At 51.8% G+C, this 22,480-nt stretch carries 28 protein-coding genes; 20 read left to right on the top strand and 8 right to left on the bottom strand.

Annotated features, from left to right (window positions below; genetic code table 11):
* Positions 1–4: 4 nt before the first annotated feature.
* From WC959_05650 to WC959_05615, 8 genes are all read right to left on the bottom strand, one after another.
* Positions 5–367: a four helix bundle protein gene (locus tag WC959_05650; GenBank protein ID MFA5688612.1), complete on the bottom strand. Its 363-nt coding sequence runs from the start codon at positions 365–367 to the stop codon at positions 5–7.
* A gap of 38 nt (positions 368–405) precedes the next feature.
* The gene (gene ruvA / locus WC959_05645) at positions 406–993 is read right to left on the bottom strand and encodes a Holliday junction branch migration protein RuvA (GenBank protein MFA5688611.1); all 588 of its coding nucleotides are present in this window, start codon (positions 991–993) and stop codon (positions 406–408) included.
* Between the two features lie 149 nt (positions 994–1,142).
* Positions 1,143–2,552, bottom strand: a complete 1,410-nt coding sequence (ahcY, locus tag WC959_05640; GenBank protein ID MFA5688610.1) for an adenosylhomocysteinase — start codon at positions 2,550–2,552, stop codon at positions 1,143–1,145.
* The gene (locus WC959_05635) at positions 2,552–3,505 is read right to left on the bottom strand and encodes a metalloregulator ArsR/SmtB family transcription factor (protein MFA5688609.1); all 954 of its coding nucleotides are present in this window, start codon (positions 3,503–3,505) and stop codon (positions 2,552–2,554) included. The genes ahcY and WC959_05635 overlap by 1 nt, the downstream gene beginning before the upstream one ends.
* 153 nt (positions 3,506–3,658) lie before the next feature.
* Complete coding sequence (locus WC959_05630) at positions 3,659–3,994, bottom strand: hypothetical protein (GenBank protein MFA5688608.1); 336 nt, start codon at positions 3,992–3,994, stop codon at positions 3,659–3,661.
* Positions 3,995–4,091: 97 nt separating this feature from the next.
* Positions 4,092–5,348: a glutamate-5-semialdehyde dehydrogenase gene (locus tag WC959_05625; GenBank protein ID MFA5688607.1), complete on the bottom strand. Its 1,257-nt coding sequence runs from the start codon at positions 5,346–5,348 to the stop codon at positions 4,092–4,094.
* Positions 5,349–5,383: 35 nt separating this feature from the next.
* Entirely contained in the window at positions 5,384–6,205 is an 822-nt protein-coding gene (gene proB / locus WC959_05620) for a glutamate 5-kinase (protein MFA5688606.1), read from the bottom strand.
* Positions 6,206–6,772: 567 nt separating this feature from the next.
* The gene (locus tag WC959_05615; protein MFA5688605.1) at positions 6,773–7,354 is read right to left on the bottom strand and encodes a hypothetical protein; all 582 of its coding nucleotides are present in this window, start codon (positions 7,352–7,354) and stop codon (positions 6,773–6,775) included.
* Positions 7,355–7,423: 69 nt separating this feature from the next.
* On the opposite strand from WC959_05615, the gene WC959_05610 reads away from it, so the two are divergent.
* The 20 genes from WC959_05610 to WC959_05515 all read left to right on the top strand — a co-directional run bounded on the left by WC959_05610 (position 7,424) and on the right by WC959_05515 (position 22,465).
* A complete protein-coding gene (locus WC959_05610; GenBank protein ID MFA5688604.1) occupies positions 7,424–7,627 on the top strand; it encodes a hypothetical protein in 204 nt (67 codons plus the stop codon).
* A complete protein-coding gene (locus WC959_05605; protein ID MFA5688603.1) occupies positions 7,628–9,634 on the top strand; it encodes a transposase domain-containing protein in 2,007 nt (668 codons plus the stop codon).
* Positions 9,635–9,642: 8 nt separating this feature from the next.
* Positions 9,643–9,828, top strand: coding sequence for a hypothetical protein (locus WC959_05600; protein ID MFA5688602.1), 186 nt, complete (start codon positions 9,643–9,645; stop codon positions 9,826–9,828).
* Between the two features lie 48 nt (positions 9,829–9,876).
* Complete coding sequence (locus WC959_05595) at positions 9,877–10,809, top strand: AAA family ATPase (protein ID MFA5688601.1); 933 nt, start codon at positions 9,877–9,879, stop codon at positions 10,807–10,809.
* Between the two features lie 2 nt (positions 10,810–10,811).
* On the top strand, positions 10,812–11,198 hold the full coding sequence (locus WC959_05590; GenBank protein ID MFA5688600.1) for a hypothetical protein: 387 nt from the start codon (positions 10,812–10,814) through the stop codon (positions 11,196–11,198).
* A 2-nt stretch (positions 11,199–11,200) separates the two neighbouring features.
* Positions 11,201–11,713: a host-nuclease inhibitor Gam family protein gene (locus WC959_05585; protein MFA5688599.1), complete on the top strand. Its 513-nt coding sequence runs from the start codon at positions 11,201–11,203 to the stop codon at positions 11,711–11,713.
* An 8-nt stretch (positions 11,714–11,721) separates the two neighbouring features.
* A complete protein-coding gene (locus WC959_05580) occupies positions 11,722–12,204 on the top strand; it encodes a phage protein GemA/Gp16 family protein (protein ID MFA5688598.1) in 483 nt (160 codons plus the stop codon).
* Positions 12,197–12,649, top strand: coding sequence for a Mor transcription activator family protein (locus WC959_05575; protein MFA5688597.1), 453 nt, complete (start codon positions 12,197–12,199; stop codon positions 12,647–12,649). The genes WC959_05580 and WC959_05575 overlap by 8 nt, the downstream gene beginning before the upstream one ends.
* On the top strand, positions 12,649–13,035 hold the full coding sequence (locus WC959_05570) for a hypothetical protein (protein ID MFA5688596.1): 387 nt from the start codon (positions 12,649–12,651) through the stop codon (positions 13,033–13,035). The genes WC959_05575 and WC959_05570 overlap by 1 nt, the downstream gene beginning before the upstream one ends.
* A 217-nt stretch (positions 13,036–13,252) precedes the next feature.
* Positions 13,253–13,525 carry a hypothetical protein gene (locus tag WC959_05565; GenBank protein MFA5688595.1) on the top strand — a complete coding sequence of 91 codons (273 nt, stop codon included), beginning with the start codon at positions 13,253–13,255 and terminating at the stop codon, positions 13,523–13,525.
* 113 nt (positions 13,526–13,638) lie between these two features.
* Positions 13,639–14,148 carry a hypothetical protein gene (locus tag WC959_05560; GenBank protein MFA5688594.1) on the top strand — a complete coding sequence of 170 codons (510 nt, stop codon included), beginning with the start codon at positions 13,639–13,641 and terminating at the stop codon, positions 14,146–14,148.
* Positions 14,149–14,752: 604 nt separating this feature from the next.
* Entirely contained in the window at positions 14,753–15,142 is a 390-nt protein-coding gene (locus tag WC959_05555) for a hypothetical protein (protein MFA5688593.1), read from the top strand.
* 58 nt (positions 15,143–15,200) lie between these two features.
* On the top strand, positions 15,201–15,644 hold the full coding sequence (locus tag WC959_05550; GenBank protein MFA5688592.1) for a 3TM-type holin: 444 nt from the start codon (positions 15,201–15,203) through the stop codon (positions 15,642–15,644).
* A complete protein-coding gene (locus tag WC959_05545) occupies positions 15,641–16,132 on the top strand; it encodes a hypothetical protein (GenBank protein MFA5688591.1) in 492 nt (163 codons plus the stop codon). Before WC959_05550 ends, WC959_05545 begins: the two co-directional genes overlap by 4 nt.
* A gap of 14 nt (positions 16,133–16,146) precedes the next feature.
* A complete protein-coding gene (locus tag WC959_05540) occupies positions 16,147–16,422 on the top strand; it encodes a hypothetical protein (protein ID MFA5688590.1) in 276 nt (91 codons plus the stop codon).
* A gap of 12 nt (positions 16,423–16,434) precedes the next feature.
* On the top strand, positions 16,435–16,950 hold the full coding sequence (locus WC959_05535) for a phage protein Gp27 family protein (protein MFA5688589.1): 516 nt from the start codon (positions 16,435–16,437) through the stop codon (positions 16,948–16,950).
* A 12-nt stretch (positions 16,951–16,962) separates the two neighbouring features.
* Positions 16,963–18,387, top strand: coding sequence for a terminase family protein (locus tag WC959_05530; GenBank protein MFA5688588.1), 1,425 nt, complete (start codon positions 16,963–16,965; stop codon positions 18,385–18,387).
* Between the two features lie 145 nt (positions 18,388–18,532).
* Complete coding sequence (locus tag WC959_05525; protein MFA5688587.1) at positions 18,533–20,092, top strand: DUF935 domain-containing protein; 1,560 nt, start codon at positions 18,533–18,535, stop codon at positions 20,090–20,092.
* Complete coding sequence (locus tag WC959_05520; GenBank protein ID MFA5688586.1) at positions 20,092–21,282, top strand: phage minor head protein; 1,191 nt, start codon at positions 20,092–20,094, stop codon at positions 21,280–21,282. The genes WC959_05525 and WC959_05520 overlap by 1 nt, the downstream gene beginning before the upstream one ends.
* A gap of 202 nt (positions 21,283–21,484) precedes the next feature.
* Positions 21,485–22,465, top strand: a complete 981-nt coding sequence (locus WC959_05515; protein MFA5688585.1) for a phage protease — start codon at positions 21,485–21,487, stop codon at positions 22,463–22,465.
* Positions 22,466–22,480 lie beyond the last annotated feature (15 nt).

Below are 22,480 nucleotides of genomic sequence, written 5' to 3'. Positions count from 1 at the left end.
GGCATTAGTTGTTTTTCAATTTTGTAATCAATCCGTTTAACATGCGTGAAATTTCATCGCTTTGTTCGTTTAATTTTTCTGATCGTGCGGCAGAAAGATAATTCAGATTCAAAGCAATTTCCAGTTGAGTTTCCACTTCATATATTGAACCACGTGCAATTTGCAGAAAACGGAGATAATCAGCGGTGGAATTGCGCCCATAGCCTTCGGCGATATTACTTGGAACGGAAATCGCCGCGCGTCGGATTTGCGGAATCAGGCCGAACTGTTCCGTTTTCGGGAAACATTCCGTATCGCGATAGATATCGGTTACAAAGCGCATAGCTTTCTGCCAGACTATTAAATCGCGATAACTCTTAACTTCCATTCTTTATTCCCTAGTGCCTAATCCCTAGTGCCGCGTGCCTATTTCGAAAGCACCATCCTCACGATCTCTTCCACCGAAGCGCTCGGCTCAATCTTCAGCGCTTTCACCGCTTTACGCGCGTCATCCTGTTTGTAGCCAAGCGAAATCAGTGCCAGCGCGGCATCGCGCAGACGTGTGTCACCGGACGGTTCTTCAGCGCCGGAAAGTGTTTCAATGGCTTCGCCGGCAGTGAATTTATCGCGCAGTTCAACGATAATGCGTTCAGCGGTTTTTTTGCCGATACCGGAAATCGACGAAATCCGTTTGACATCACTGTCGATCAGCGCCGCTTTCAGTTCGCGTACCGAAAGTCCGGAGAGCGCCGCCAGTGCAGTTTTCGGTCCGACACCGCTGACGCCGAGCAGCATCGTAAAAACCCGGCGCTCTTCGTCCGTCGCAAAACCGAATAAAAGTTGTGCTGCTTCGGTAATGTGATGATAGATCAGCGCACGAACGCGATCGCCCTCCGGCGGCAGGCGGTCAAAACTGCTGAGCGGCACGAGCACTTCATAACCCACGCCGCCAACGTTGATCACTACACGCGCCGGCGACTTTTCTTCCAGGATCCCTTCCAGAAACGTAATCATTGCGCGAGCTTAACCCAGTTTGCCGGGAAGTTAAAGAGTCGAAAGTTAGAAAGTCAAAAGTCTTAAAGCCGAAGGTCGAGGTCTGAAAATCAGGAAAATTTTCCAATCGACAGCCCCTCAACTTTCGACTTTAAGATTTGCGACGTTTTTTAATACCTGTAATGTGCCGGCTTAAACGGACCGTTTGCCGGAATTCCGAGATATTTCGCTTGCGCACGTGTCAGTTTGTCAAGCTGTACACCGAGTTTTCCAAGATGCAGCTGCGCGACTTCTTCATCGAGTTTCTTTGGCAGGGTGTAAACGCCGATTGGATATTTTCCGGCGTTGCAGTAAAGCTCCATTTGCGCCAGCACCTGATTCGTGAAGCTGTTGGACATCACAAAACTCGGATGGCCGGTTGCGCAACCGAGATTCACCAGCCGGCCTTCGGCGAGCAGCAGAATGCTTTTTTTATTCGGCAGCGTGATTTTATCCACCTGCGGCTTAATGTTTGTCCATTGATATTTCCGCATGTTTTCAACCTGAATTTCGCTGTCGAAATGACCGATGTTGCAGACGATCGCCATATCTTTCATTTTGCGCATGTGTTTTTCGGTGATCACATCGCAGCAGCCGGTGGTTGTCACAAATACATCGCCTTCAAGACACGCTTCATCCATCGTTTTCACTTCGTAGCCTTCCATTGCCGCCTGCAATGCACAGATCGGATCAATTTCAGTGACAATAACGCGCGCCCCTTGTCCTTTAAGCGACTGACAGCAGCCTTTGCCAACGTCGCCGTAACCTGCGACCACTGCGACTTTGCCGGACAGCATCACGTCGGTTGCGCGCATAATTCCATCGACCAGCGAATGCCGGCAGCCGTACAGGTTATCAAATTTTGATTTTGTCACCGAATCGTTTACGTTGAACGCCGGAAACAGCAGTTCACCGCGCTCCATTATCTGATATAAACGGTGCACGCCGGTCGTTGTTTCTTCGCTGACACCGATGATCTCTTTTGCCATTTTTACGAACCGCTGCGGATTTTTTTTCAGTGCTTTTTTTATCTGTGCGAGCAGAATTTTTTCTTCCGTACTGCCGGGTTTACGGTTCAGCACCGCCGGATCGTTTGTAGCCTGATGGCCGAGATGTACAAACAGCGTTGCGTCGCCGCCGTCGTCGAGGATCATATTCGGGCCGCGCCCGCTGCCCCAGTCGAGAATGCGGTCGGTATACTCCCAGTATTCTTCCAGCGTTTCGCCTTTTACTGCAAACACCGGCGTTCCCTTTGCGGCAATTGCGGCGGCAGCGTGATCCTGCGTGGAGTAAATATTACAGCTTGCCCAGCGGATTTTTGCACCGAGGATCTGGAGCGTTTCAATCAGCATCGCCGTTTGAATCGTCATGTGCAGTGAACCGGCAATGCGCGCGCCTTTCAGCGGCCGGCTCTGAGCGTACTTTTCGCGCAGCGCCATCAACCCCGGCATCTCTTTTTCCGCCAGTTCCATTTCTTTACGGCCGAACGCCGCCAGAGAAATATCTTTAACCGCATAATCCTTTGCTGATCTCTTCGCCATTATTTGCTCCGTTTCTTTTCTTCCCTGATCGCCACCGCCAGAATCACTGCGACCTGTCCGGGATTTTTCAGCGTTTCAAAAAATTCAATCTTCAACCCGGCAGATTTCAACCACTCGCGCAGTTCGCGTTCATCAAAACCAAGCCACCGGTCGGCCCACTGCTTCTGCATCCATTCCTGTTCGTGCCGCGCCAGATCCAGCAGAATCAATCTGCCGCCGGCTTTTAAAACCCGTGCCGCCTCTTTGAGCGCCGCCGCCGGACGCGCCGCATGATGCAGCACCTGACTCACAAATGCTGCATCCATACTTCCGTTCGCCAGCGGCAGTTTTTCCAGATCGCCTTTCTCCACCGAAATCCGGTGCGCCACTCCCGCTTCCGCTGCACGCTCCTGAACGACCCGCAGCATTTGAACCGACATATCCACCGCCACCGTCCGCTTTGCAAACCGCGCCAGCAGCAGCGTCAAATCGCCTTCACCGCAACCGATATCCGCGACCGTCGTGCCGGAAAAACCGGCCGCCAGTCCCGCCGCCAGCGCCGGCCAGCCGCCGCCCGGCTGCGTCAGCGAACCGTAACGGCCGGCAATTTCATCAAAAAACTCAATGCTCTCTTTCCGGCGCTGCTCAAGAATTTTATCTATCGCCGCACGGTCGCGGCTCGCACCGCGCAACTCCGCGAGTTTTGCGCTCATTAATCCGGCAAACTGTACATCCTGAAACACCGGCCCGCGCCGGTAATAAACAGACGTGCCCTCGCGGCGCGGCTCCAGCAGTCCGCTGTCGCGCAGCGGTTTTAAATGCCGGCTCACTGAGGATTGCGGCATTTTCAGCGCCTGTACAAGTTCGGCAACCGAAAGTTCGGCGATTTCAACCGCGCGCAAAATCCGCAGCCGGGCTTCATCGCCCAGAGCGCGAAACACCTCAAGAATATTTGCATTGCTCATCGCGTTCATCCGTTTTTCCGGATGAAAGGATATTTATGCTATCAAAGCAAGAAAAACAAACCGGCGCAGAAAGTTCTGCGCCGGTTTGTCAAGGGCTGTAGATCTTACATCAAAAGTTTCTGGCTTGCGATGATGGACGTTGAGATGTCTGTCTCTTTCTGCTTATCCCCATTTTCCTTTTTTCATGTGCGCCAGCTGTTCGGTCATCGCCAGCTTCATCATCGTCCATGCCATCGTCCGGCATTTGTTAAATACATCGACGCAGCCCGGATCAAGCTCATCCTTGATACCGTCATTGCATACCGTTTCGATTTTACGCGCCAGGCTGATCACATCGGAGTGGAGGCAGTTGGAGTGACGTGAACGCTCAACCAGTTTTACCGCATTGTCATCCAGTGCCGTAAACTGATCCTTCGGTGCACCGCATTTCGGGCATTGATCCGGCGCGTCATCACCGTCATAAATAAAACTGCAAACTCCGCATTTCCATTTTTTCATTGCTCATCCTCCATTGGGTTTTGATCAAAAAATAACTATCGGTTGCTTTGTGATGTTCGTCAAGCGCAGCCTTTACAGAACAAACAGTGAGGCCCGGCTATTCCCGGATTTGTCCGTTTCCGGTAATAATATATTTATAGGTGGTAAGTTCTTCGAGTCCCATGGGGCCGCGCGCATGAAGTTTATCGGTACTGATACCGATTTCCGCACCCATGCCGAATTCCGCGCCGTCGGTGAAACGCGTGGATGCATTGACATAAACTGTAGCAGAATCAACCTGCGCAAGAAATGCTTTTTCATTCGCGGCGTCGGCGGTGACGATCGCGTCCGAATGATGCGAGCCGTATTGATTGATATGGTTGATTGCTTCCTGCACATTGTTCACAATTTTTACAGCGAGAACCATATCGAGATATTCAGCATGCCAGTCTTCTTCAGTGGCTTTCTGCATGCCGGCATCAAATTTTCGCGCCGCTGCATCGCCGCGCAGTTCAACACCGCATGTTTTGAAAAGTTCGACGGCGCGGGGCATGAATTCCGGCGCGATGTCTTTATGCACCAGCAGTGTCTCCATTGCATTGCAAACGCCGGGGCGCTGACACTTGGAGTTTTCACTGATGTGCAGCGCCATTTCGACATCAGCGGCGGCATCCACAAAAACATGGCAAACGCCTCTATAATGTTTGATGACGGGCACCCACGCCATCTCGGAAACAGCGCGGATTAACCCTTCGCCGCCGCGCGGAATAATCAGATCCACTTTGCCGACCATTTGCGCGAGTTCGCGTACTGCATCGCGGTTGGTGGTTTCAACCAGTTGAATGGCATTTTCCGGCATACCTTTTTTGGCACCGCCGGCGCATAGCGCTTTAGCAATGGCAGCGTTCGAATGCAGCGCTTCCTTGCCGCCGCGCAGGATAACGGCGTTCGATGTTTTGAAACAGAGTGATGCCGCATCCGCTGTTACATTGGGGCGTGATTCATAAACAATGGCAATCACGCCGATCGGCACGCGAATTTTATTAATCTGCAAACCGTTCGGTCGATTCCAGTGGCTGATCTGTGCGCCGACGGGATCTTTCAGCACGGCAACCTCGAGCAAACCTTTAATCATCGCGTCAATGCGGGCGTCCGTGAGTGTAAGCCGGTCAAGCAGCGCAGCGGAAAGTCCGGCTTCGCGTCCGGCGGAAAGATCGATGGCATTCGCCGCCTGGATTGTTTCGCGCCGGGCGTCGATTTCCTCCGCCATCGCCTCAAGAATCAGATTCTTCTTTTTGGTAGAAAGCTGCGCGAGCTCGCGCGCCGCTTGAACTGCGTTATCTCCGATTCGGTGAATTTCTTCGTGTAAGGACATAAAAACCTCTTCTTAAATGAAAAATTAGCCAATGATTACTTCATAGCTTTTACATACTCTTTTACTTGAGGGTATGGTTCACGGTGAACAATCAGTGTTCCGGTATCGCCGCCGGAAAGTATTGTTTGAATAATTCCCGGGATCCGGCCGTCGGCGATAATCACCGGGATATTCGCCGCCGCCGCTTTCCCGGCGGACATCAGTTTTGATTTCATTCCGCCCGCCGACAGATTCTCGCTCTTACCCTTATCCAGCGCCAGAATATCATCCGAAATCTGTTCAATAACCGGTACACGATTTCCGGCATCGTCACGCAATCCGTCGGTAATTGAAAGTAAAATCAGTACGTCGGCCTTCACCAGTGTGGCGACGAGCGATGCAAGGATATCATTATCGCCAAAGGTGATTTCTGCCGTCGACACCGCATCGTTTTCATTAATAACAGGAACGATGCGGTGTGCGAGCAGATTATGCAGTGTATTTTTTGCATTCTCACTGCCGGCGGCAGCCCGGAAAATTGCATCCGTCAGCAGGACCTGTCCCACCGTAATATTTTTTTCCGCAAAAAAACCGGTGTAGAGATTCATCAGACGAACCTGTCCAACCGCCGCTGCCATTTGTAAATCCGGTAATGCTGCAGGACGCACCTTCATGCCGAGAGCTTCAACGCCGGCAGCAATCGCGCCGGATGAAACGAGAATCATTTCACGGTGCTCAGCGTGTCCTGCGGCCAGACCGTCAACTAACACACGAATGCGTTCCGGATCCGGCCGTCCGGTGGAATCCACCAGCACCCGGGTGCCGACTTTTACCACAACGCGTTTCGCGCTGCTGATTTTTTCTCTCGTCTGTTTCATAAGCGGCACAGAATGGTATTTCTCTGTTTGCCGCACAAGCGCAAAAACCGGCGTAAAACCGTTTGTGCCTGTTCTTTCACCGCGGATGACACGGATAAAACGAATTTTTCTTTGCCGCACAAATACAAAAGTTACAACGCGTAAATAATTGCAGATCCAGCTCCGAAGCTGTGCGCGGACAGGTGAATCTTTAGTGCGGGATGAAGCGTCATTGAATCGGGATGACGCGGGATGAGCCTTTATTTTCGCATGTTTTGTGGCGATCGCGTGTCGGTCGCTTTTTTTGTCCCAAAATTTAAGTGACGCCGGTTTTTTGTCTTTTTCGCGGTTCCGACGTCCGTCACAAACCGAACCCGAAGCAACTGTTTAAAACTCGTTTAAATGGGCATTTATCGCCGTTTATCCTACCTTTTACGATGCATTTCGATGCATCAAACGACATCCTGATTAACGACAAATGATTAACGACACGCATATTTGTCGTTAATTACATAACTCTCTATAAATTAAAGCATTAACTAAAAACAGAGATAATGCCGATTTTTTTAATTAACGACAAAAAACGTGTCATTTTTTGTCTAAAAGCTCAGATTCTCGTTCTTTCAGCAATAACTCCAATGGATCATATTCTAAACGCAAAATCATTCCGACGGCAACGCGAGTTTTAGCGATCTTCTCTGTAAGAATCTTCAGTTGAGCTTCTACTTCTGAGATACTATCCAGTGCGTCTTGCACCTGATCTGACGTTGACCACATTTGACGGGTTTCTTTTTCAAGAACAGTGATGACTGAACGTGGTGGAAGTGCATCTTTTTTTAGAAGCCGCCGACATTCCTTAGAGGACATTCCAATTATTTCAGACACAGCATCCCATGAAGATAGTTTTACGTGCAGATTCTCAAGTCGTGATTCTAACATACGTGAAATTATGAAATCATAAGAAGAGGATTCGAACCCATATTCTTGCTCCAGCAATGACAGCTTTTCGAGATGGTTTGGTGTCACCTCTTGCTTCCCTGAAAGCAATCGATGAAGTGTTGATCGAGAAATTCCGAGTTCGTTAAGACGATCTTCTAAATCTTTCTTTTTATCAAAAACCGTTAATAAACGGTCGATTCGTCCCGAAAATGAAACTTTTTCTTTTTTCACTTGCAAACCTCTCATAAATGGGACATCTTATTCCCAATGTTAACAATCGTTCCAAAAATGAAACAGAGAATGTCTATCATGAAGGCAAAGCACACACAAGAAGAGTTTCGGATCATGGCGCGCTGTGCGCTGATCGAAAAACGAATGACGGATGAATCTCTCGCAAAACTTATTGGACGCTCCCGCACGACAGTAAACCTCGCCATCAATAAACCTGGTCGAAATCCGACAAAATGGATGATTGATCGGGCATTAAATTTGGGGTGCTTTTAAATGAAAAAAATCCCCGCATTAATATCCGCGCGCGAGCTTTCAGTGATTATTAATAAGCATTCGGAAAGAACACTGCAGCGTTATGCGAAAAGCGGGAAATATCCCGTTGAAATCCAGCAAGGTGCGCGCAGTCGCGGCGGAAAAGAATATCGGTTTTTAATCAGCGGCCTGCCGAAAGAGTGGCAGATCGCGATTGCAAAAAAGAATCTCCAAACACCCACTCCGGCAAGCATAGCTGCCCTGCCGGAATCCAAGCAAACAGAACGCGCGGTTGCCTGTCCGCCCGTCAGCACAAAACAGGAACTTTTTGATGTCGCTGCGATCGCTAGAGAATGGAATCTAAAAACTGATAGACAAAAGCTGAAGGGACAGCGTCGGGCAAAGGCACTGTTTGCTGTTGAAAGGCTGCAAGCGGACGGTTTGAAAAAGAGCGATGCGGTGAAAGCCGTCGCCTCTGCTGAAGCGGTCACGGAAGTTTCAATCTGGGGATGGTTTAAACAGGTTCGCGGCTGTCCGCGCGATGCGTGGCACATGATTCTGACGGACAATTATTCCGGCTGTCAAAAGAGCGTCGAAATAGACGAATCTGCATGGGAATATGTTCTCGCCGATTACCTGCGGCCAGAAGCTCCGACGCTCGCCGCCGTTTACGATCGCGCGCTCAAAAATTTTGAACTGCCGTCAATTAAAACGGTACAGCGCCGGATTAATGAACTGCCGATTACGGTTCGCGTGCTGGCGCGTGAAGGCGTTGAAGCGCTCGGTCGGATGTATCCGCACCAAGAGCGCGATCCTAGCTGGTACGGTGCGTTGGAAGCCGTTAATGCGGACGGCCATAAATTTGACGTTTTTGTCGCGTGGCCGGACGGCGAGATCAGCCGTCCTGTCATGGCGGCATGGCAGGATGTTTACAGCCGGAAGATTCTTTCCTACGAGGTCACGAAAACCGAAAACACCGACACGATCAGCAATGCGTTCGGGAAGCTCGCGCAGGAATTCGGTATTCCGGATCACGCCTATCTCGACAACGGACGCGGCTTCGCCAGCAAGTGGCTCACCGGCGGCACAGCAACACGGTACCGCTTTAAAGTAAAAGACGATGAGCCGCTCGGAATTCTCACGCTGATGGGCGTTAAAATCCATTGGTGTACGCCGTATCACGGCCAGGCAAAGCCGATTGAGCGTGCCTTTAAAGATTTTTGTGCAGAACGTATTTCAAAACATCCGGCGCTCGCCGGTGCATACACCGGAAACAACCCGATGGCGAAGCCGGAGAACTACGGAAGCCGCGCTGTTCCGCTGGCGCTTTTCATGTCGGTACTGGATGAGCAGGTGAAACAGCACAATGCGCGCGACGGCCGCCGGACAAAGGTGTGCGACGGCCGCTCATTCGATGAGACATTTGCGGAAAGCTATGAGGCGCGCAAAGCAGACATCCGGCATCCGTCGGAAGAAACAATCAGCGCAATGCTGATGAAAGCGGACACCGCGAAAATTTACAAAAACGGCTCGCATATTTTCTACAACAAAAACCGCTACTACAACGAAGCGCTTATTCCGCATCGCGGCGAGAAAGTGACGATCCGTTTTGATTCCGATCGGATGCACAGCGGCCTGATGGTTTACGCGATGGACGGCCGCTTTATTTGTCGCGCCGGATGTGTTGCCGCCACCGGCTTCGGTGACACTGAATCTGCACGCGAACACGCCCGCGCTAAAAACCAATTTAAACGCGCAACGAAAGAGCAGCTTAAAGCGGTCAAGAAAATGTCCGCGCTGGAATGCACGATTCCAAACATCACGGTTGAAGATGAAGGCGCGGCGGTTCTGCGGATTGATGGCCAGCGCGTTATTTCGCCAAAAGGGAAAGAACCAGAACCGGCAGAAATACTTTCTGAGGTTGACGATGATTTTGACGCGATGATTGCGCGCGGAGTGCAACTAATGCGCGACAAGGATCACACATTCACACGCGAAAAAACACCGGCAGAACTTCTTTTTAATTAGGAGGCACCATGAACAAAACCGACATCAATCGTTACCTTAAAAACCATGCAAAAACCCGACAGTTGCGCATGTCAAAAAAGGATACGCAAATTCTGCAACTGCAGTGCCGTAGCCGCAACCTGCTGATGCTCGCTCTGGCAGAAGCATTCTTACTTTTCTGCTTCGGAGTCGGACAATTTTTCTTCGGCGGATGAGCCGCCGGAGTTTGCACGGAAAACATCAACCCTAAGGAGGCACCAACCGTGGGATCGAACGCAAACCTGAAGAAAAGCATCAACGACATCCTCGCCAACAAAGCGGCGGGATTAAGTCAAAACAAACTGGCGGCGCTGATTGGAATCAGTTCCGCTGCGTTGAGCCAGTGGCTCAAGGATAAATACCCTGGAAACGTGAAAGAGATCGAGGCGCAGATCGCCCTCTGGCTTGAGAGCTACACGTCCGGACAAGGTTATTCTGATGATCTGCTGCCCGAACCGGAGTGGATCGGAACGCCGAGCGCAAAGCGCGTGTGGGATACGATTGAAATGGCACACCGTTTAAAAAGCCTCACCATCGCTTACGGCGCAGCAGGCGCAGGAAAAACGGTCACAGCGCGGCATTATGCCGAGACTCACCCGAATGTATGGATCGCAACGCCAACGAAGGCGACGGCCAGCGTGCGCGGCATTTTAGACCTGCTCTGCGAAGTAATGTCGATCCGTCCGTCGGAGCCAGGAAGCTATGAAAAGCAGAAAGCGGTTGTCCGGAAATTGATCGCCAGCGGCGGCGTATTGATTATTGACGACGCGCAGGTACTGGCCGCCGGAACGCTGGACTTTCTCCGGCAGATTCATGACCTGAGCAAAACCGGCATGGTGTGGGTTGGAAACGAACCGCTTTACACACAACTGACCGGCGGCGTTCGCAGTCAGAAATTCGCGCAGATATTCAGTCGGATCGCACAGCGCACACACCTCGAATCGTCGAAGCCTGAAGACGCAAAGGCGCTCGTTTCCGCGATGGGAATTAAGGACAGCCAGTCGGTTGAATATCTCGTAAGCATCGGCACGTTACCAGGCGGCCTGCGCGGAATTATTAAAACCGTTCAACTCGCGCAGATCGCGTCGAAAGGCGCGAACAAGAATCTCGATCGCAGCACGCTCGCACGCGCATTCCAAAAACTCGCGAAAGGATAATCATGAATTTACAAAAAAAACAGCTATCGCCAGGCGAAAAGGTTCAGGAAATATTCGAAGAATTTCAGCCGTACTTTAAACAGGGTCTCCATAATTTATTGTGGCAGATTCTAGTAAACAAACGTCTGGAAGGTCGCGGCCGCTGCACACTGTATCCGTTAATCGATGCGGGATGCTGGGCTGTTGTGATCGTTGAGGAAAACGTCGCCAAATATCTTCCGACGACATGCGTCATCGACCAAGTATCGGCGTTTCCTTTTGAAATATGTGAGCGGCTTTCTGTCGCGGTCTTCGGGATCAGCGCAGAAGAATCGAGAAAGATAGCTCATAGCTCAGTGGTTGCCGCCGTCTCTCAACACAAAAAACCAATCATCAAAAAAAGGAGTTAATTATGGCGCGCGTAAAAAGTTCAGGATTTGAAACCCGCGAAGAGTTTGAACAGGCGCTGAATGACGTCGCCGCAATGAGCGTCGAACAGCGCCGCCTGGAAGCCGAGCGTGACGCAAAGCTGCAGGAGATACAGGAAGCGTTTAACGACGACATAAACGACGTTAAAACGAAGATTAAAGGGCTTCTCGCGCAGGCCGAGAAATATGCGCTGTCGCATCGTGCCGAAATCTTCCAGTCCGGAAAGAAAAGCGGCGAAACATCGCTGGCGCTGTTCGGCTTCCGATCCAGCACTCCGGCGCTGGCGCTGCTGAACCGGAAGTGGACGTGGGACGAAGTGGTCAACGCGCTGATCAGCGCCGGACGGCCGGAGTTTATCGTGACAAAAAGCACTCCGGACAAGGACGCAATGAAGGCGCGTCTGAATGATACCGAACTGGCGGCTGTCGGTTGCCGTGTGAAGCAGGATGAAAGTTTCTGGATCGAGCCGAAACTTGAGGGAAATACAACGCTGTGAGGTTCCGTATGAATATCGGAAATGACGAACGCAAAAAAATATTCGTAAAGGTGAAGGAAGCCTGGACTGCCGCCGGCAGACCGAAGGAGATCAATCTGTGGCGCTATGAGCAGATGGAGATTTGCGGCATTCCAAGTCTGGGCGAATGCTCTATTGAGGACGCTCGTCGTTTCTGGATTCACCTGGTCTGGATTATTAAACAGGCGAAAAACGATCCGCGCGCGAAACGGAAACAAGGCCCTGCCGGTGGACGTCCGAAAGGGATCATCGATTGGAGCGAGAACAAAGAGCAACTTGAAAAAGTTGGCGCGCTTCTCGCCGATCAGGGGCTGGCATGGGATTACGCGGACGGCATTGCCAAGCGTATGTTCGGTGCGAGCGTCCTGCGCGTCGACACGCTCGACCGGAAACAACTGCGCGCCGTGATCGCGGCGCTAACGAAGCGGCAACAGAAACACGGCGGACGCAGAAAGGCGGTGGCGCATGTCTGAGTTTTCTTTCATGAACGGAGTCCCTGCTTTAACGATAACGGACGAGCCGGTGGACACTTCCGAGTTTACGGCACTACTTCAGGAAGTTGCGCGCGTGATCGGATTTGAAAGCGCACTTGATCTTGTCGACAAGCTGGGCGGCCTAGACATCGTTATTCCAAAAGAGCCGGACGAAAAACATAATCTGACAAAGGCCGTCGGCCTGGAGACTGCGCAAAAACTGGCGGCGGTGTTTGGCGGCGAGCGCATTACTGTTCCGCGAGAGCATCATTATTTCACCGTGATCCGCCAGGCTGAAGTCCGGCGGCGATACAATTCCGGCGAAAGCATGAAAGTGTTGGCTCGCGAATACAACTGCTCTGAGCGCGCAATCTCTAAAATGATCTGGCGGGAAAACCGCCGCAGAACAACACGTCGCTACAATAAAATAATGGGGAGAAGCTAATGAACTGTGCAACCGGAGACCTGCTGGCGTGGGGGCATTCCAATGCTGTTAAAAAAGTTCAGCGTTCGAAAACCAAGGCTCAAGAAAAAGATTTACTGACGCAACGCGTGAATACGATGAAGATCGCGTTGACGGAAATTCGTGTAATTCACACCGATCGGTTCAAGGAAATGTTCGGCTGGAGTGAGCGCACCTGCCGCGCGATCGTCGCGGCCAGCGACGGTGAGGTAATCGCAACCACTTCCGGTTATATTTTGAACCGGCGCGCGACGGTGGCTGAGTTCCACGAGGCGAACGGCCGGATTTATTCACAGGCGCGAAACATGCTGCAACGCGCGATCCGCGAACGAGCCGTCCGTCACCAACTGGTTAATCGTCATGCTTGACAATTTTTCAAATTTAGATTTTCCTCGCGTTGTTCTCCACCACAGAACAGACAACTTGGAAAATCCAAGCACTAGTCATTATGGCTCGTGCCCGCTTTGTCCTTCGGGGCAGACAATCCTTCCGGTTGTCTCTGTGGTGGAGAGCGGGTGCGAGCCTCTTTTTGTACTGAAGCCACCACTTCGGGGAGCGGTTCGCGATACAACGGAAGGACGTATCATGACGGTTAATGACTGCAAATGCGGCGCGCTGCAATGCACGCTGTTCTATAGCGAACTCTGCCTGCTGGTTCAGGCGCTAAATGAGTTCACGCATAACAATCCGGATGTGGAGCAACGCATCCGCAATATGACGCTGGCAGACGGATTGTCCAGCACAATGGAAATCGCCGCACTGTTCTGCGCGCTGGTGAACGATTCGCCGGTGAATCAGGACGCGATCGACCGAATCTATCATTCAACACTGAAAGATATGGGTTTTAAAAGGGATTAATTAAAATCGGCGATGCGAGGCGCTGCGTTGCTTGGCATGGCTCGGACTGGCACGACAAGGCAAGGTTTTTAAACGTGCCGGAAAATAGAAAGGACGAAAAAATGGTACGGACAATGAATATAAAAATACGCGGCATCAGTCCGCTTTTAATGAACCGCTTTCTGCTGGAGCCGGTTCCTGGATTGCAAAAAATGACGGCAGAGGAACAGGCGGAAATTGCAGCCTACCGGACGGAAGGCGGCGAGCTTTTCATCCCTGGAATTAATATGCAGCGCGCGCTGATTTCCGGCGCAAAATACAGCAAGGGCAAAGGACGCGCTTCATTGCAATCTGTCGCGGCGGCGTGTCTGCTGATCACAGCGGAGCAGCTTCCGCTTGGCTGCCGGAAATTTACAGTGGATTCCCGTTCGGTTGTTGTGCCGGCAACGAAAGGTCGCATTGTGCGGCACCGTCCACGTCTCAATGAGTGGACGTTGAATTTTGAACTGGAGTACGATCCTGAACTGCTCAGCCGCGAGCAGGTTGAAACGATTGTACGTGATACCGGACGGCGCGTTGGGTTGGGCGATTTCCGTCCGGAAAACAAAGGCATGTTCGGACGGTTTGATGTGATTGAGATTTAAATTTCGGTGCTAGGCATGGCCTGGCAATGCGATGCCGCGCGCGCAACGGCAAGGAAAAGCACGGAAGCTCCGGAGGAAACTCCGGAGCTTATTTTTTACACTCTCGTTGATATTGTGCTTCGGAAATATTCTGCATCCAGCACTGGCAATCTGGATGTTTGCGAAATTCGGAATACATTGCCGGATGTCCGTGCGGCAGGAATTTATCAAAATACTCTGCGTGAACCGGACAGAGTTTTTCATCACAACCGGAGTTAATTTTTATGTATGGAAGAAGACGTGGATCGACCGCGCGTTTTTTTGCGAAATTTTCCTGCACCATCTCTGGTGTTACGCGCTTGATTAATTGCGGCTTGGATTTGCTTTTTTTCGGCGTACGTCTGGCCTTAAATTCAGCACCTAATTTTTGAAATTCCGTTTTTAATTGACGGAAACCGTCCCGCGACCGCTCGACTCTTTCACTCCACTTTAACATGGTTTTATTGTACGGCTGGACGCTAGCGACGCAAACAGAAAAATCAACACAAAGACGGAACTTGTTCATGTCTAAACCGAACGCCGTTCCCACCATGATTGCGACTGTAACTTAACCAAAGGAGCAGTCATGGAAACTGAAGAAAAAGTCGGTATCGATTCGATTCTCGAAGCGATGGACTTCACGCTGGAGCTTGGCGGTGATCTCGACAAAAAACTGGACGACGGAAAACTAAGCGCTGTTGAAGCGATGCAGTTGACCGCGCATCTGCCGGCCGCACTGCGCGTGGTTAAATCTGCGAAAAACATACCGGCGGAACTGCAAGACCTCGACGACGATGAGCGCAAACAGATTGTCGCCCACTTCGCGAAGAAATTCGAGCTGTCCGACAAGGACGCTGAAGTGCTGGCAGAGCGGCTGTTCGAGAACATGCTCAATCTGGCGAAAGATGTCACGGAGTCGATCAGTATCGGCAAGGACTTTGCCGCCTGGCGGAAAAACAAGAAGTCTGCGGAATAACCGCCGCCGTTAATCAAATGCGGCCGGTGCATTCCGGCCGTATTTTCCGGAGAACATAATGGCGTCAACATTTTCACTTAACTTTGATTTCGGCACCATCGTCAGCAGCATCACGAGTTTTTTTGATAAACGAAAATTCACGGAGCAGGAGCGCGCGGAACTCGATCTTCTTTTAAAGCAGGCGGAACTATCCTTGCGTGAAAAAGAGCTGGCGGTGGCGGCGGAGTTTGCGAAGCGCGACGCGACGATCGCTGAAGCGCAGAGTAAAGTTGTCCAGGCGGAGGCCGGCGCGCGCTGGTGGCTGCAGGGGAACTGGCGGCCGCTCACGATGATCGCGTTCGTGATTATGCTTGTCGCGCGCTGGTTCGGATTTACGCCGGTGCATCTCAGTGAAACAGAAGCTTCGCAAATTCTCGACATCGTGATGGTTGGCCTCGGCGTTTATACCGGCGGACGTTCTCTGGAAAAAATCATCTCCGCGAAAGGAACGAAACCGAAATGATGCTGCTCGCTTTCTTTGGAAACAGTTTTAAACCCGCCGCTGATGCAATTACTTACGGCGTTAACGAAACCGTCCCGCTGATTCAGCAAGGCACATTCTGGCTGATTCTCTGCAGCGGTTTTTTCATTGTTATGCAGGCAGCGATCGGGATTCTGCAAATCAAAAGGCTCACGAAGCGCGAGCCGTCAATCACGAGCGAGATCGATGAAAAAATAAAGGCTTATGACAAGTCGATCGACAAACGCTTCGAGGGCATGAGCAAGAAAATTGACCGCATTGATGCGGAGATTAAAGACCGCGAAAAATCCAGCCGCGAGACCCGCGCAAAACTTTACGACGCTGTAAACAAACTCCGCGAGGAAGTGAATTCCAGCTTGTGTGCCGTTCGTGAAACGAATGCCGCGCAAAACAAACAGATCGAAATGATGAATCAGACTCAAGTGCGGATGGATACCAAGCTGGATGCGCTGATCAGCAGAACCAAATAACAGGGGGCACCACAATGACAGAGGAACAGAAAGAAATGTTCAGAGACGCGATTCTTCAAATTTTATTTGGCACCCGCCATATTGGAATGCGCGTTCCATATATCCGGAAAAATCTTATCCGGTTCGGGTTTCCCGATGTCGATGAAACCGAGCTTCGTAAACATCTCCGATATCTGATTGCAAACAAGATGGTTGAAGTTGCGGAAAAAGAACTTTCGCTATCAGTTGAAATTTTCCTGATCACGGAAGCCGGTGTCGCGTATCTGGATGAATCCGGACTGGCTAATTAACAGGAGTCAATCATGCCGGCTCTAAGCACAATCGACCGATTGAACCCAGAAGATCGCGCCTGGCTGGAAAAGCAGCTTGTGGGACGAAAATTCGCAGACTACGACGGACTGCTGCAGGTGCTGAATGAACGCGGCCTGGAAATTTCGCGCAGCGCACTCGGTCGTTTCGGTAAAGAGTACAAAGAGTATGTGCAGAACATCCGCCGATCGACTGACATGGCGATTATGCTGAGCCGTGAAATCGGCGACGACGCGAACGCCGTCGGCGATGCAACGATCCGCATGGTGCAGGTACAGCTTTTTGAAGCAATCCAGAATTACGATTTCAGCAAACTCGAAGACGCGAAGCCGCATCAACTCATTTCTGCGCTCGCGGATTTGAACCGCGCAACGGTCGGCCAGAAGAAATGGATGGCCGAGGCGCGGCGCGCAATGGATGCCAGTAAAAAAGCACTGCAGGGAATTATTCAGTCCGGCCCGACCGAGGAGAACCTGCGGAAAGCTGAAGAGGCGTTAAAGCTGCTTTAAACGGATTTTAAAATGTCAAAGACCGGCGATAAATTTTTTCTACCGTATCAGGCCAGATGGATTCAGGACATGAGCCGTCTGAAGCTGATGGAGAAAAGCCGCCAGATCGGTTTAAGCTGGAGTACGGCCTACGGCCTCGTCCGCCGAAAAAGTCTAAAAACCGCCAAGCTCGATGCGTGGATTTCCAGCCGTGACGATCTGCAGGCGCGGCTGTTTAAAGACGACTGTAATAATTTCGCACACATCCTGCAGACAGTTATTCAAGACCTCGGTGATCAGATCATCGACGAAGAAAAGAAAATTTCCGCTTACGTTCTGCAGCTTGCGAACGGCTGCCGGATTCACAGCATGAGCAGTAATCCGGACGCACAGGCCGGTAAGCGCGGAGACCGCGTGCTGGATGAATTTGCATTGCATCCGAATCCGCGCAAACTTTATTCGATCGCGTTTCCTGGTATCACCTGGGGCGGACAGCTTGAGATTATTTCAACACATCGTGGATCGCAGAATTTCTTCAATGAGCTGGTCGAGGAAATAAAACACAAAGGAAACCCGAAAGGTTTCTCGCTGCACACCGTTACGCTGCAGGACGCACTTGACCAGGGATTTTTGAATAAGCTGAAAGCGAAACTGCCGGAAGATGATCCGCGCCAGTTTATGGACGCCGCCGCTTATTATGATTTTATCCGCGCCGGCTGTCCCGATGAAGAAACATTCAATCAGGAATACATGTGCGTTCCGTCGGATGACGCAACGGCGTTTCTCTCTTACGAAATGATCACGTCCTGCGCGTACCGGTTCGGCGATGAATGGGAACTGCCGTTGACCGGCGCGCTGTACGTCGGTGTCGATATCGGCCGCGTGCGTGACTTTACCGCGATCTGGATTCTGGAAAAACTCGGCGATGTATTCTACACGCGCCGGCTGATCGTTCTGGACAACGTGCCATTCTCTGAACAGGAAGCGGTTCTGTATCAGATTCTTGAGCTGCCGTCCGTACGGCGCTGCTGCATTGATAACACCGGAATCGGCCGTCAGTTCGCCGAGCGCGCGAAACAGCGCTTTGGCGAATACCGGATTGAGGAAGTGACGTTCACTGCTGCTGTGAAAGAGGAACTTGCCTATCCGCTACGCGCGGCATTCGAGGATCGCACTGTCCGGATTCCGGACGATCGCGATGTCTGCGCAGATTTGCGCGCTGTTAAGAAAATGCAAACAGCCAGCGGCAATGTCCGCTTCGCCGCCGATCGCGGCACTAACGGCCACGCAGACCGCTTCTGGGCACTCGCACTGGCATTGCATGCGGCGAAATGTGCGCCGGAGGTTTACGCCTACGAACCGGCCGTCAGCAAACCGGCCGGTGAGCAACGGTTCAGAGACACGCCGGACTTTTTCGATGAAGACAATCCACAACCAGCGAGCTTCGGACTGATGTAATGAAACGATTTTTTAAATACCCACAAAATGACATGCGGCTGTCGGAAGGCGGAACCGTGGCGAACGCCGGAATAAAAACGAGGATCACGGCAGAAGGAAAACTGCCCAGCCGCGCCACACCTCTTTTAACGAAACGGAACAACGCATGAAAAATCCAACGCTTTATGATCATCTGGGACGCCCGATCGAATTTGACGATCTGGATAAAGACATTGCTACGCCGATCAGCGGTGTGCGTGACATCTGGGTTGACAGCACAACAACCAATCTCACTCCTGACCGGCTGCACGGAATTTTCACTGCGTTACGAACCGGTGAAATTTCTGAATTCATCACGCTGGCCGATGATATGGAGGAATCTAATCCGCACTATCAGTCGGTTCTCGGCACCAGGAGAAATGCGCTTGCCGGCATCGAACCGACTGTTGAATCCGCTGATGATTCCGCCGCCGCGAAGGAACAGGCAGACGCGGTGTGGGATTTGCTGCGCCGGCCGGAGTTTACCGATCTAGTGGAAGATCTGCTGGACGGACTCGGAAAAGGTTTCGCGGTCAGTCAAATGATCTGGAATACCGATGCGGCGGTATGGTATCCGCGCGAATACAAACGAGTGGATCAGCGCTGGTTTCAGTTTACGAAAGAAACAGCGGAATTGCGCCTGCGCGATCGCGACAATAAAGACGGCCTGCCGCTCGCGCCGTTTAAATACATCATTCACTATCCGAAACTGAAGCCGTCCGGCTTTGTTGCGGCGGGCGGCCTCGCACGCGTCGCGGCGGTTGCACACATGTGTGTTAATTACACCGTCAAGGATTGGATGCGTTTCATTGAACTGTACGGCATTCCGATGCGTATCGGCAAGTACGGCCCAAGCTCAACGAACGTCGATCGGAATATTTTGAAGCGCGCCGTGATGAATATCGGCGCAGATGCGGCCGCGATTATTCCGGAGTCCATGCAGATTGAATTTATTGAAACGGCCGCCGCCGCCGGCGGTCACGTTCTGTTTAAAACAACCGCTGATTACATGAACGATCAGATATCAAAGGTTGTTCTTGGGCAGACGGCCAGCGTCAGCGGCACGCCAGGAAAACTCGGCAACGACACCGAGCAAGGTGAAGTTCGCAAAGACATTCTGAAAAAGGATGCGCGGAAAATGGCCGCCACGCTGAACATGTATCTTGTTCGGGCGTTCATTGATTTGAACTTCGGCCCGCAGGAAAATTATCCGGCGATTAAATGGGTGTTTAAAGATTCTGCCGATCTCAACCAACTTGGCGGGTTCCTGGCACAGACGGTTCCGCTTGGATTGAAAGTCGGACAATCAACAATTCGTGATATGGCCGGACTGCCCGATCCGGAGAAAAATGAAGAGGTATTGGTGCCTCCCTCGTTTTCTCCGGATGCGGGTGGAACGGCCTTTAATAGAAAGAATCCAGTGAAGCGGAAAGCCGCAACGGCTCTGAATAACGCCGAGCAGGACGTCGTGGATGAACTCGAAGAGGAAGCAACCGACGGCTGGAAAAAACAAATGACGCCGATCAAGGACGTGATCGAAGCGCTGGCCGAGGAATGCGAAACCGCTGAGGAATTTAAAGCGCGCCTGCCTGATGCGCTGAATAAAGCCGATCTGAGCGAACTGGAAACGGGACTGGCGCTCGCCACGTTTATCGCTCGCGGTGAGGGAGACGCGGAGACCGTCTAATGGCGAAGAACGGAACAGCGCCGAAAGAAGCAATCGACTTTTTCCGATCCAAAGGATGGAAGGTTGGATTCGATTATCGTGACGTGTGGAATGAGGAACACGCGCATGCGTTCACCGTTGCCAAAGCAACAACGCTGGACGTTCTCGAATCCGTGCGCGGCGCTGTTGACGATTCCCTGGCAAACGGAAAAACATTTCAGGAGTTCAAAAAGAATCTGCAGCCGGAACTTGAACGGCTCGGCTGGTGGGGAAAGAAAGAAGCAGTCGATCCGAAAGACGGCGTCGCAAAAAAAGTTCAGCTTGGCTCTCCGCATCGCCTGAAAACAATTTATCAAACCAATATGAGGACGGCGCGCGCCGCCGGCAAATGGGAAAAGATCGAGCGGACAAAAGCGCTGCTGCCATATCTGCGTTATTCACTCGGCCCGTCTGAAAAACACCGTCCGGAGCATGCGGCACTGGAAGGAACTATTCTGCCGGCAGACGATCCGTGGTGGAACAGCTACATGCCGCCGAACGGCTGGGGATGCAAGTGCTGGGTGCAGCAGTTGAGCGAAGCGCAGGCCGAGCGCGCCGGTGGTGTTTCCGCGCGACCGAACCTCGGCGAGGTCGAATGGTTTAATGAACGTACCGGCGAACGCGAGAGAGTTCCGCGCGGTGTCACGCCTGGATTTAATTCCAACCCTGGCCGCGCCAGAGAGCAGGAAGAACTGCAGCGCTTTAAAGGCAAGTTAAACACCGTTTCGCCGGATGCGGCCACGGCCGTTCATCGCGCCTGGATGCAACCCGACACCGTTGGCCGGTGGCGGGAAAATCCGAAAGGGAACTTCCCTGTGGCCGTGATGGATAAGAAGACTCAGGGAATCATGGGTGCCAAGCAGCACACGGTTTACCTCTCCGGCGACACAATGAAAAAGCAGGACGGGAACACATCACGAAGCGCCGGACATTCCGAGTTGAGCAATGAGGATTACTGCCGGCTTCCCGATCTGATTGCGCGCGGTACTGCATTCCGCGAAGACGGCCAGAACTCTGTTTATTACCGGCATGACGGGAAACTGTTTCGTGCCGTTGTGAAAACCACCAAAGACAAAAAGGAGAATTATGTTCAGTCGTTCCACCGCGCAGAGGAACGGCATTTAAAACAGGCACGGAAGAAATTCGAGGTGTTGCGTGAAGGAGAGGAATAACCCTGAGGTGCGGCAAGGCCTGTCCTGAACCTTGCAAAGCGATCCGCTCTTGCGAGCGTCCTACGGCCGACAGAATTTCACCGTGTCACGCACCTCAGTGTTAGCGGGAATATGCACCTGCTGAGTGAGTCTGTCAAGGACGGAACCTGTTCCGGCTCACTCAGGCAGCAGAAAAATATAGAACAATCGCACTGGAGAAAAAATGGGAAAAAAGAAAGTACAGAAGGTTGAAACAGCGCATCTTGTTACTGCGCTGAACACAGCCGGTGACGGCGACACGATTAATATCAATTTAATTCCGCGCTCGCCGGACGGAACTGTCCAGGGACGCGACGGCCGTTACTGGAAGATGGGCGATCCGGCAGCGGTTGCAATGGCATCGAATGCGTACAAAGAAGCGCATGGCGCATCGCTGGATGAAAACCACGGCATGTATCTGGGCGAAACAAACTCGCCGGCGTTCGGCTGGTTTTCTCAGTTCGAAGTCAATTCCGCCGCGGGCATCGACGGCAAGTGCGAATTGAATGACCTCGGACAGAACGCCATCAAGAACAAACACTATCGCTACGCGTCGGTTGTTTTTGAGTTCGATCCTGAAACGCTCGAAATCACTTTCATTAAAGGTGCCGGTTTAACAAACAAGCAGAACCTGCAGGTGCAGGCACTGAACACAGCCGCCACCGTAAACAGGAAACTACAGGAGGAAGGGATGCTAAAGGCATTACTTATTGCACTGGGTCTGAAAGAAGACGCCACAGAGACCGACGCACAGAATGCAATTCAGACGCTGAAGTCTGCACAAACCGCGCTGAATGCTCAGGGCGACGTTGTTCCGAAAGCGGAACACGATAAAACCGTAACTGCGCTGAACACCGCGAAAGACGAACTGAAAACGCTGAAAGATGCAGCGTTTAAGCAGACGCTTGAAACGGCGCTCAACACGGCCATGACGGAGAAGAAAATCACTCCGGCACAGCGCAAGCACTACGAAGAAACCATCAAGGACGAAGCCGCGCTGAACACGTTCCAGGAACTGATGAAGGTCAGTCCTGAAGTTCTTTCCGATCAGGCCGCGCCCGGTGGAACACCGGAACAGCCAACCGCGCTGAACACCGCGACGACAGAAATGGCGAAAATTTTCGGCAACACTCCGGAAGAACTGAAGGAACACGGCGGACTTTAATTCGCTGATCTCCGG

Source organism: Kiritimatiellales bacterium, assembly GCA_041656295.1.
Taxonomy (GTDB): Bacteria; Verrucomicrobiota; Kiritimatiellia; order Kiritimatiellales; family Tichowtungiaceae; genus Tichowtungia.
The sequence above is the reverse complement of the archived record's forward strand: the minus strand, read 5'-3'. Positions and strand labels throughout refer to the sequence as shown.

Excerpts from the sequence above, each read along its gene's own strand:
- WC959_05650 (MFA5688612.1), bottom strand. The coding sequence starts at position 367 with ATGGAAGTTAAGAGTTATCGCGATTTAATAGTCTGGCAGAAAGCTATG.
- ruvA (MFA5688611.1), bottom strand. The coding sequence starts at position 993 with ATGATTACGTTTCTGGAAGGGATCCTGGAAGAAAAGTCGCCGGCGCGT.
- ahcY (MFA5688610.1), bottom strand. The coding sequence starts at position 2,552 with ATGGCGAAGAGATCAGCAAAGGATTATGCGGTTAAAGATATTTCTCTG.
- WC959_05635 (MFA5688609.1), bottom strand. The coding sequence starts at position 3,505 with ATGAACGCGATGAGCAATGCAAATATTCTTGAGGTGTTTCGCGCTCTG.
- WC959_05630 (MFA5688608.1), bottom strand. The coding sequence starts at position 3,994 with ATGAAAAAATGGAAATGCGGAGTTTGCAGTTTTATTTATGACGGTGAT.
- WC959_05625 (MFA5688607.1), bottom strand. The coding sequence starts at position 5,348 with ATGTCCTTACACGAAGAAATTCACCGAATCGGAGATAACGCAGTTCAA.
- proB (MFA5688606.1), bottom strand. The coding sequence starts at position 6,205 with ATGAAACAGACGAGAGAAAAAATCAGCAGCGCGAAACGCGTTGTGGTA.
- WC959_05610 (MFA5688604.1), top strand. The coding sequence starts at position 7,424 with ATGTCTATCATGAAGGCAAAGCACACACAAGAAGAGTTTCGGATCATG.
- WC959_05605 (MFA5688603.1), top strand. The coding sequence starts at position 7,628 with ATGAAAAAAATCCCCGCATTAATATCCGCGCGCGAGCTTTCAGTGATT.
- WC959_05600 (MFA5688602.1), top strand. The coding sequence starts at position 9,643 with ATGAACAAAACCGACATCAATCGTTACCTTAAAAACCATGCAAAAACC.
- WC959_05590 (MFA5688600.1), top strand. The coding sequence starts at position 10,812 with ATGAATTTACAAAAAAAACAGCTATCGCCAGGCGAAAAGGTTCAGGAA.
- WC959_05585 (MFA5688599.1), top strand. The coding sequence starts at position 11,201 with ATGGCGCGCGTAAAAAGTTCAGGATTTGAAACCCGCGAAGAGTTTGAA.
- WC959_05580 (MFA5688598.1), top strand. The coding sequence starts at position 11,722 with ATGAATATCGGAAATGACGAACGCAAAAAAATATTCGTAAAGGTGAAG.
- WC959_05575 (MFA5688597.1), top strand. The coding sequence starts at position 12,197 with ATGTCTGAGTTTTCTTTCATGAACGGAGTCCCTGCTTTAACGATAACG.
- WC959_05570 (MFA5688596.1), top strand. The coding sequence starts at position 12,649 with ATGAACTGTGCAACCGGAGACCTGCTGGCGTGGGGGCATTCCAATGCT.
- WC959_05565 (MFA5688595.1), top strand. The coding sequence starts at position 13,253 with ATGACGGTTAATGACTGCAAATGCGGCGCGCTGCAATGCACGCTGTTC.
- WC959_05560 (MFA5688594.1), top strand. The coding sequence starts at position 13,639 with ATGAATATAAAAATACGCGGCATCAGTCCGCTTTTAATGAACCGCTTT.
- WC959_05555 (MFA5688593.1), top strand. The coding sequence starts at position 14,753 with ATGGAAACTGAAGAAAAAGTCGGTATCGATTCGATTCTCGAAGCGATG.
- WC959_05550 (MFA5688592.1), top strand. The coding sequence starts at position 15,201 with ATGGCGTCAACATTTTCACTTAACTTTGATTTCGGCACCATCGTCAGC.
- WC959_05545 (MFA5688591.1), top strand. The coding sequence starts at position 15,641 with ATGATGCTGCTCGCTTTCTTTGGAAACAGTTTTAAACCCGCCGCTGAT.
- WC959_05540 (MFA5688590.1), top strand. The coding sequence starts at position 16,147 with ATGACAGAGGAACAGAAAGAAATGTTCAGAGACGCGATTCTTCAAATT.
- WC959_05535 (MFA5688589.1), top strand. The coding sequence starts at position 16,435 with ATGCCGGCTCTAAGCACAATCGACCGATTGAACCCAGAAGATCGCGCC.
- WC959_05530 (MFA5688588.1), top strand. The coding sequence starts at position 16,963 with ATGTCAAAGACCGGCGATAAATTTTTTCTACCGTATCAGGCCAGATGG.
- WC959_05525 (MFA5688587.1), top strand. The coding sequence starts at position 18,533 with ATGAAAAATCCAACGCTTTATGATCATCTGGGACGCCCGATCGAATTT.
- WC959_05520 (MFA5688586.1), top strand. The coding sequence starts at position 20,092 with ATGGCGAAGAACGGAACAGCGCCGAAAGAAGCAATCGACTTTTTCCGA.
- WC959_05515 (MFA5688585.1), top strand. The coding sequence starts at position 21,485 with ATGGGAAAAAAGAAAGTACAGAAGGTTGAAACAGCGCATCTTGTTACT.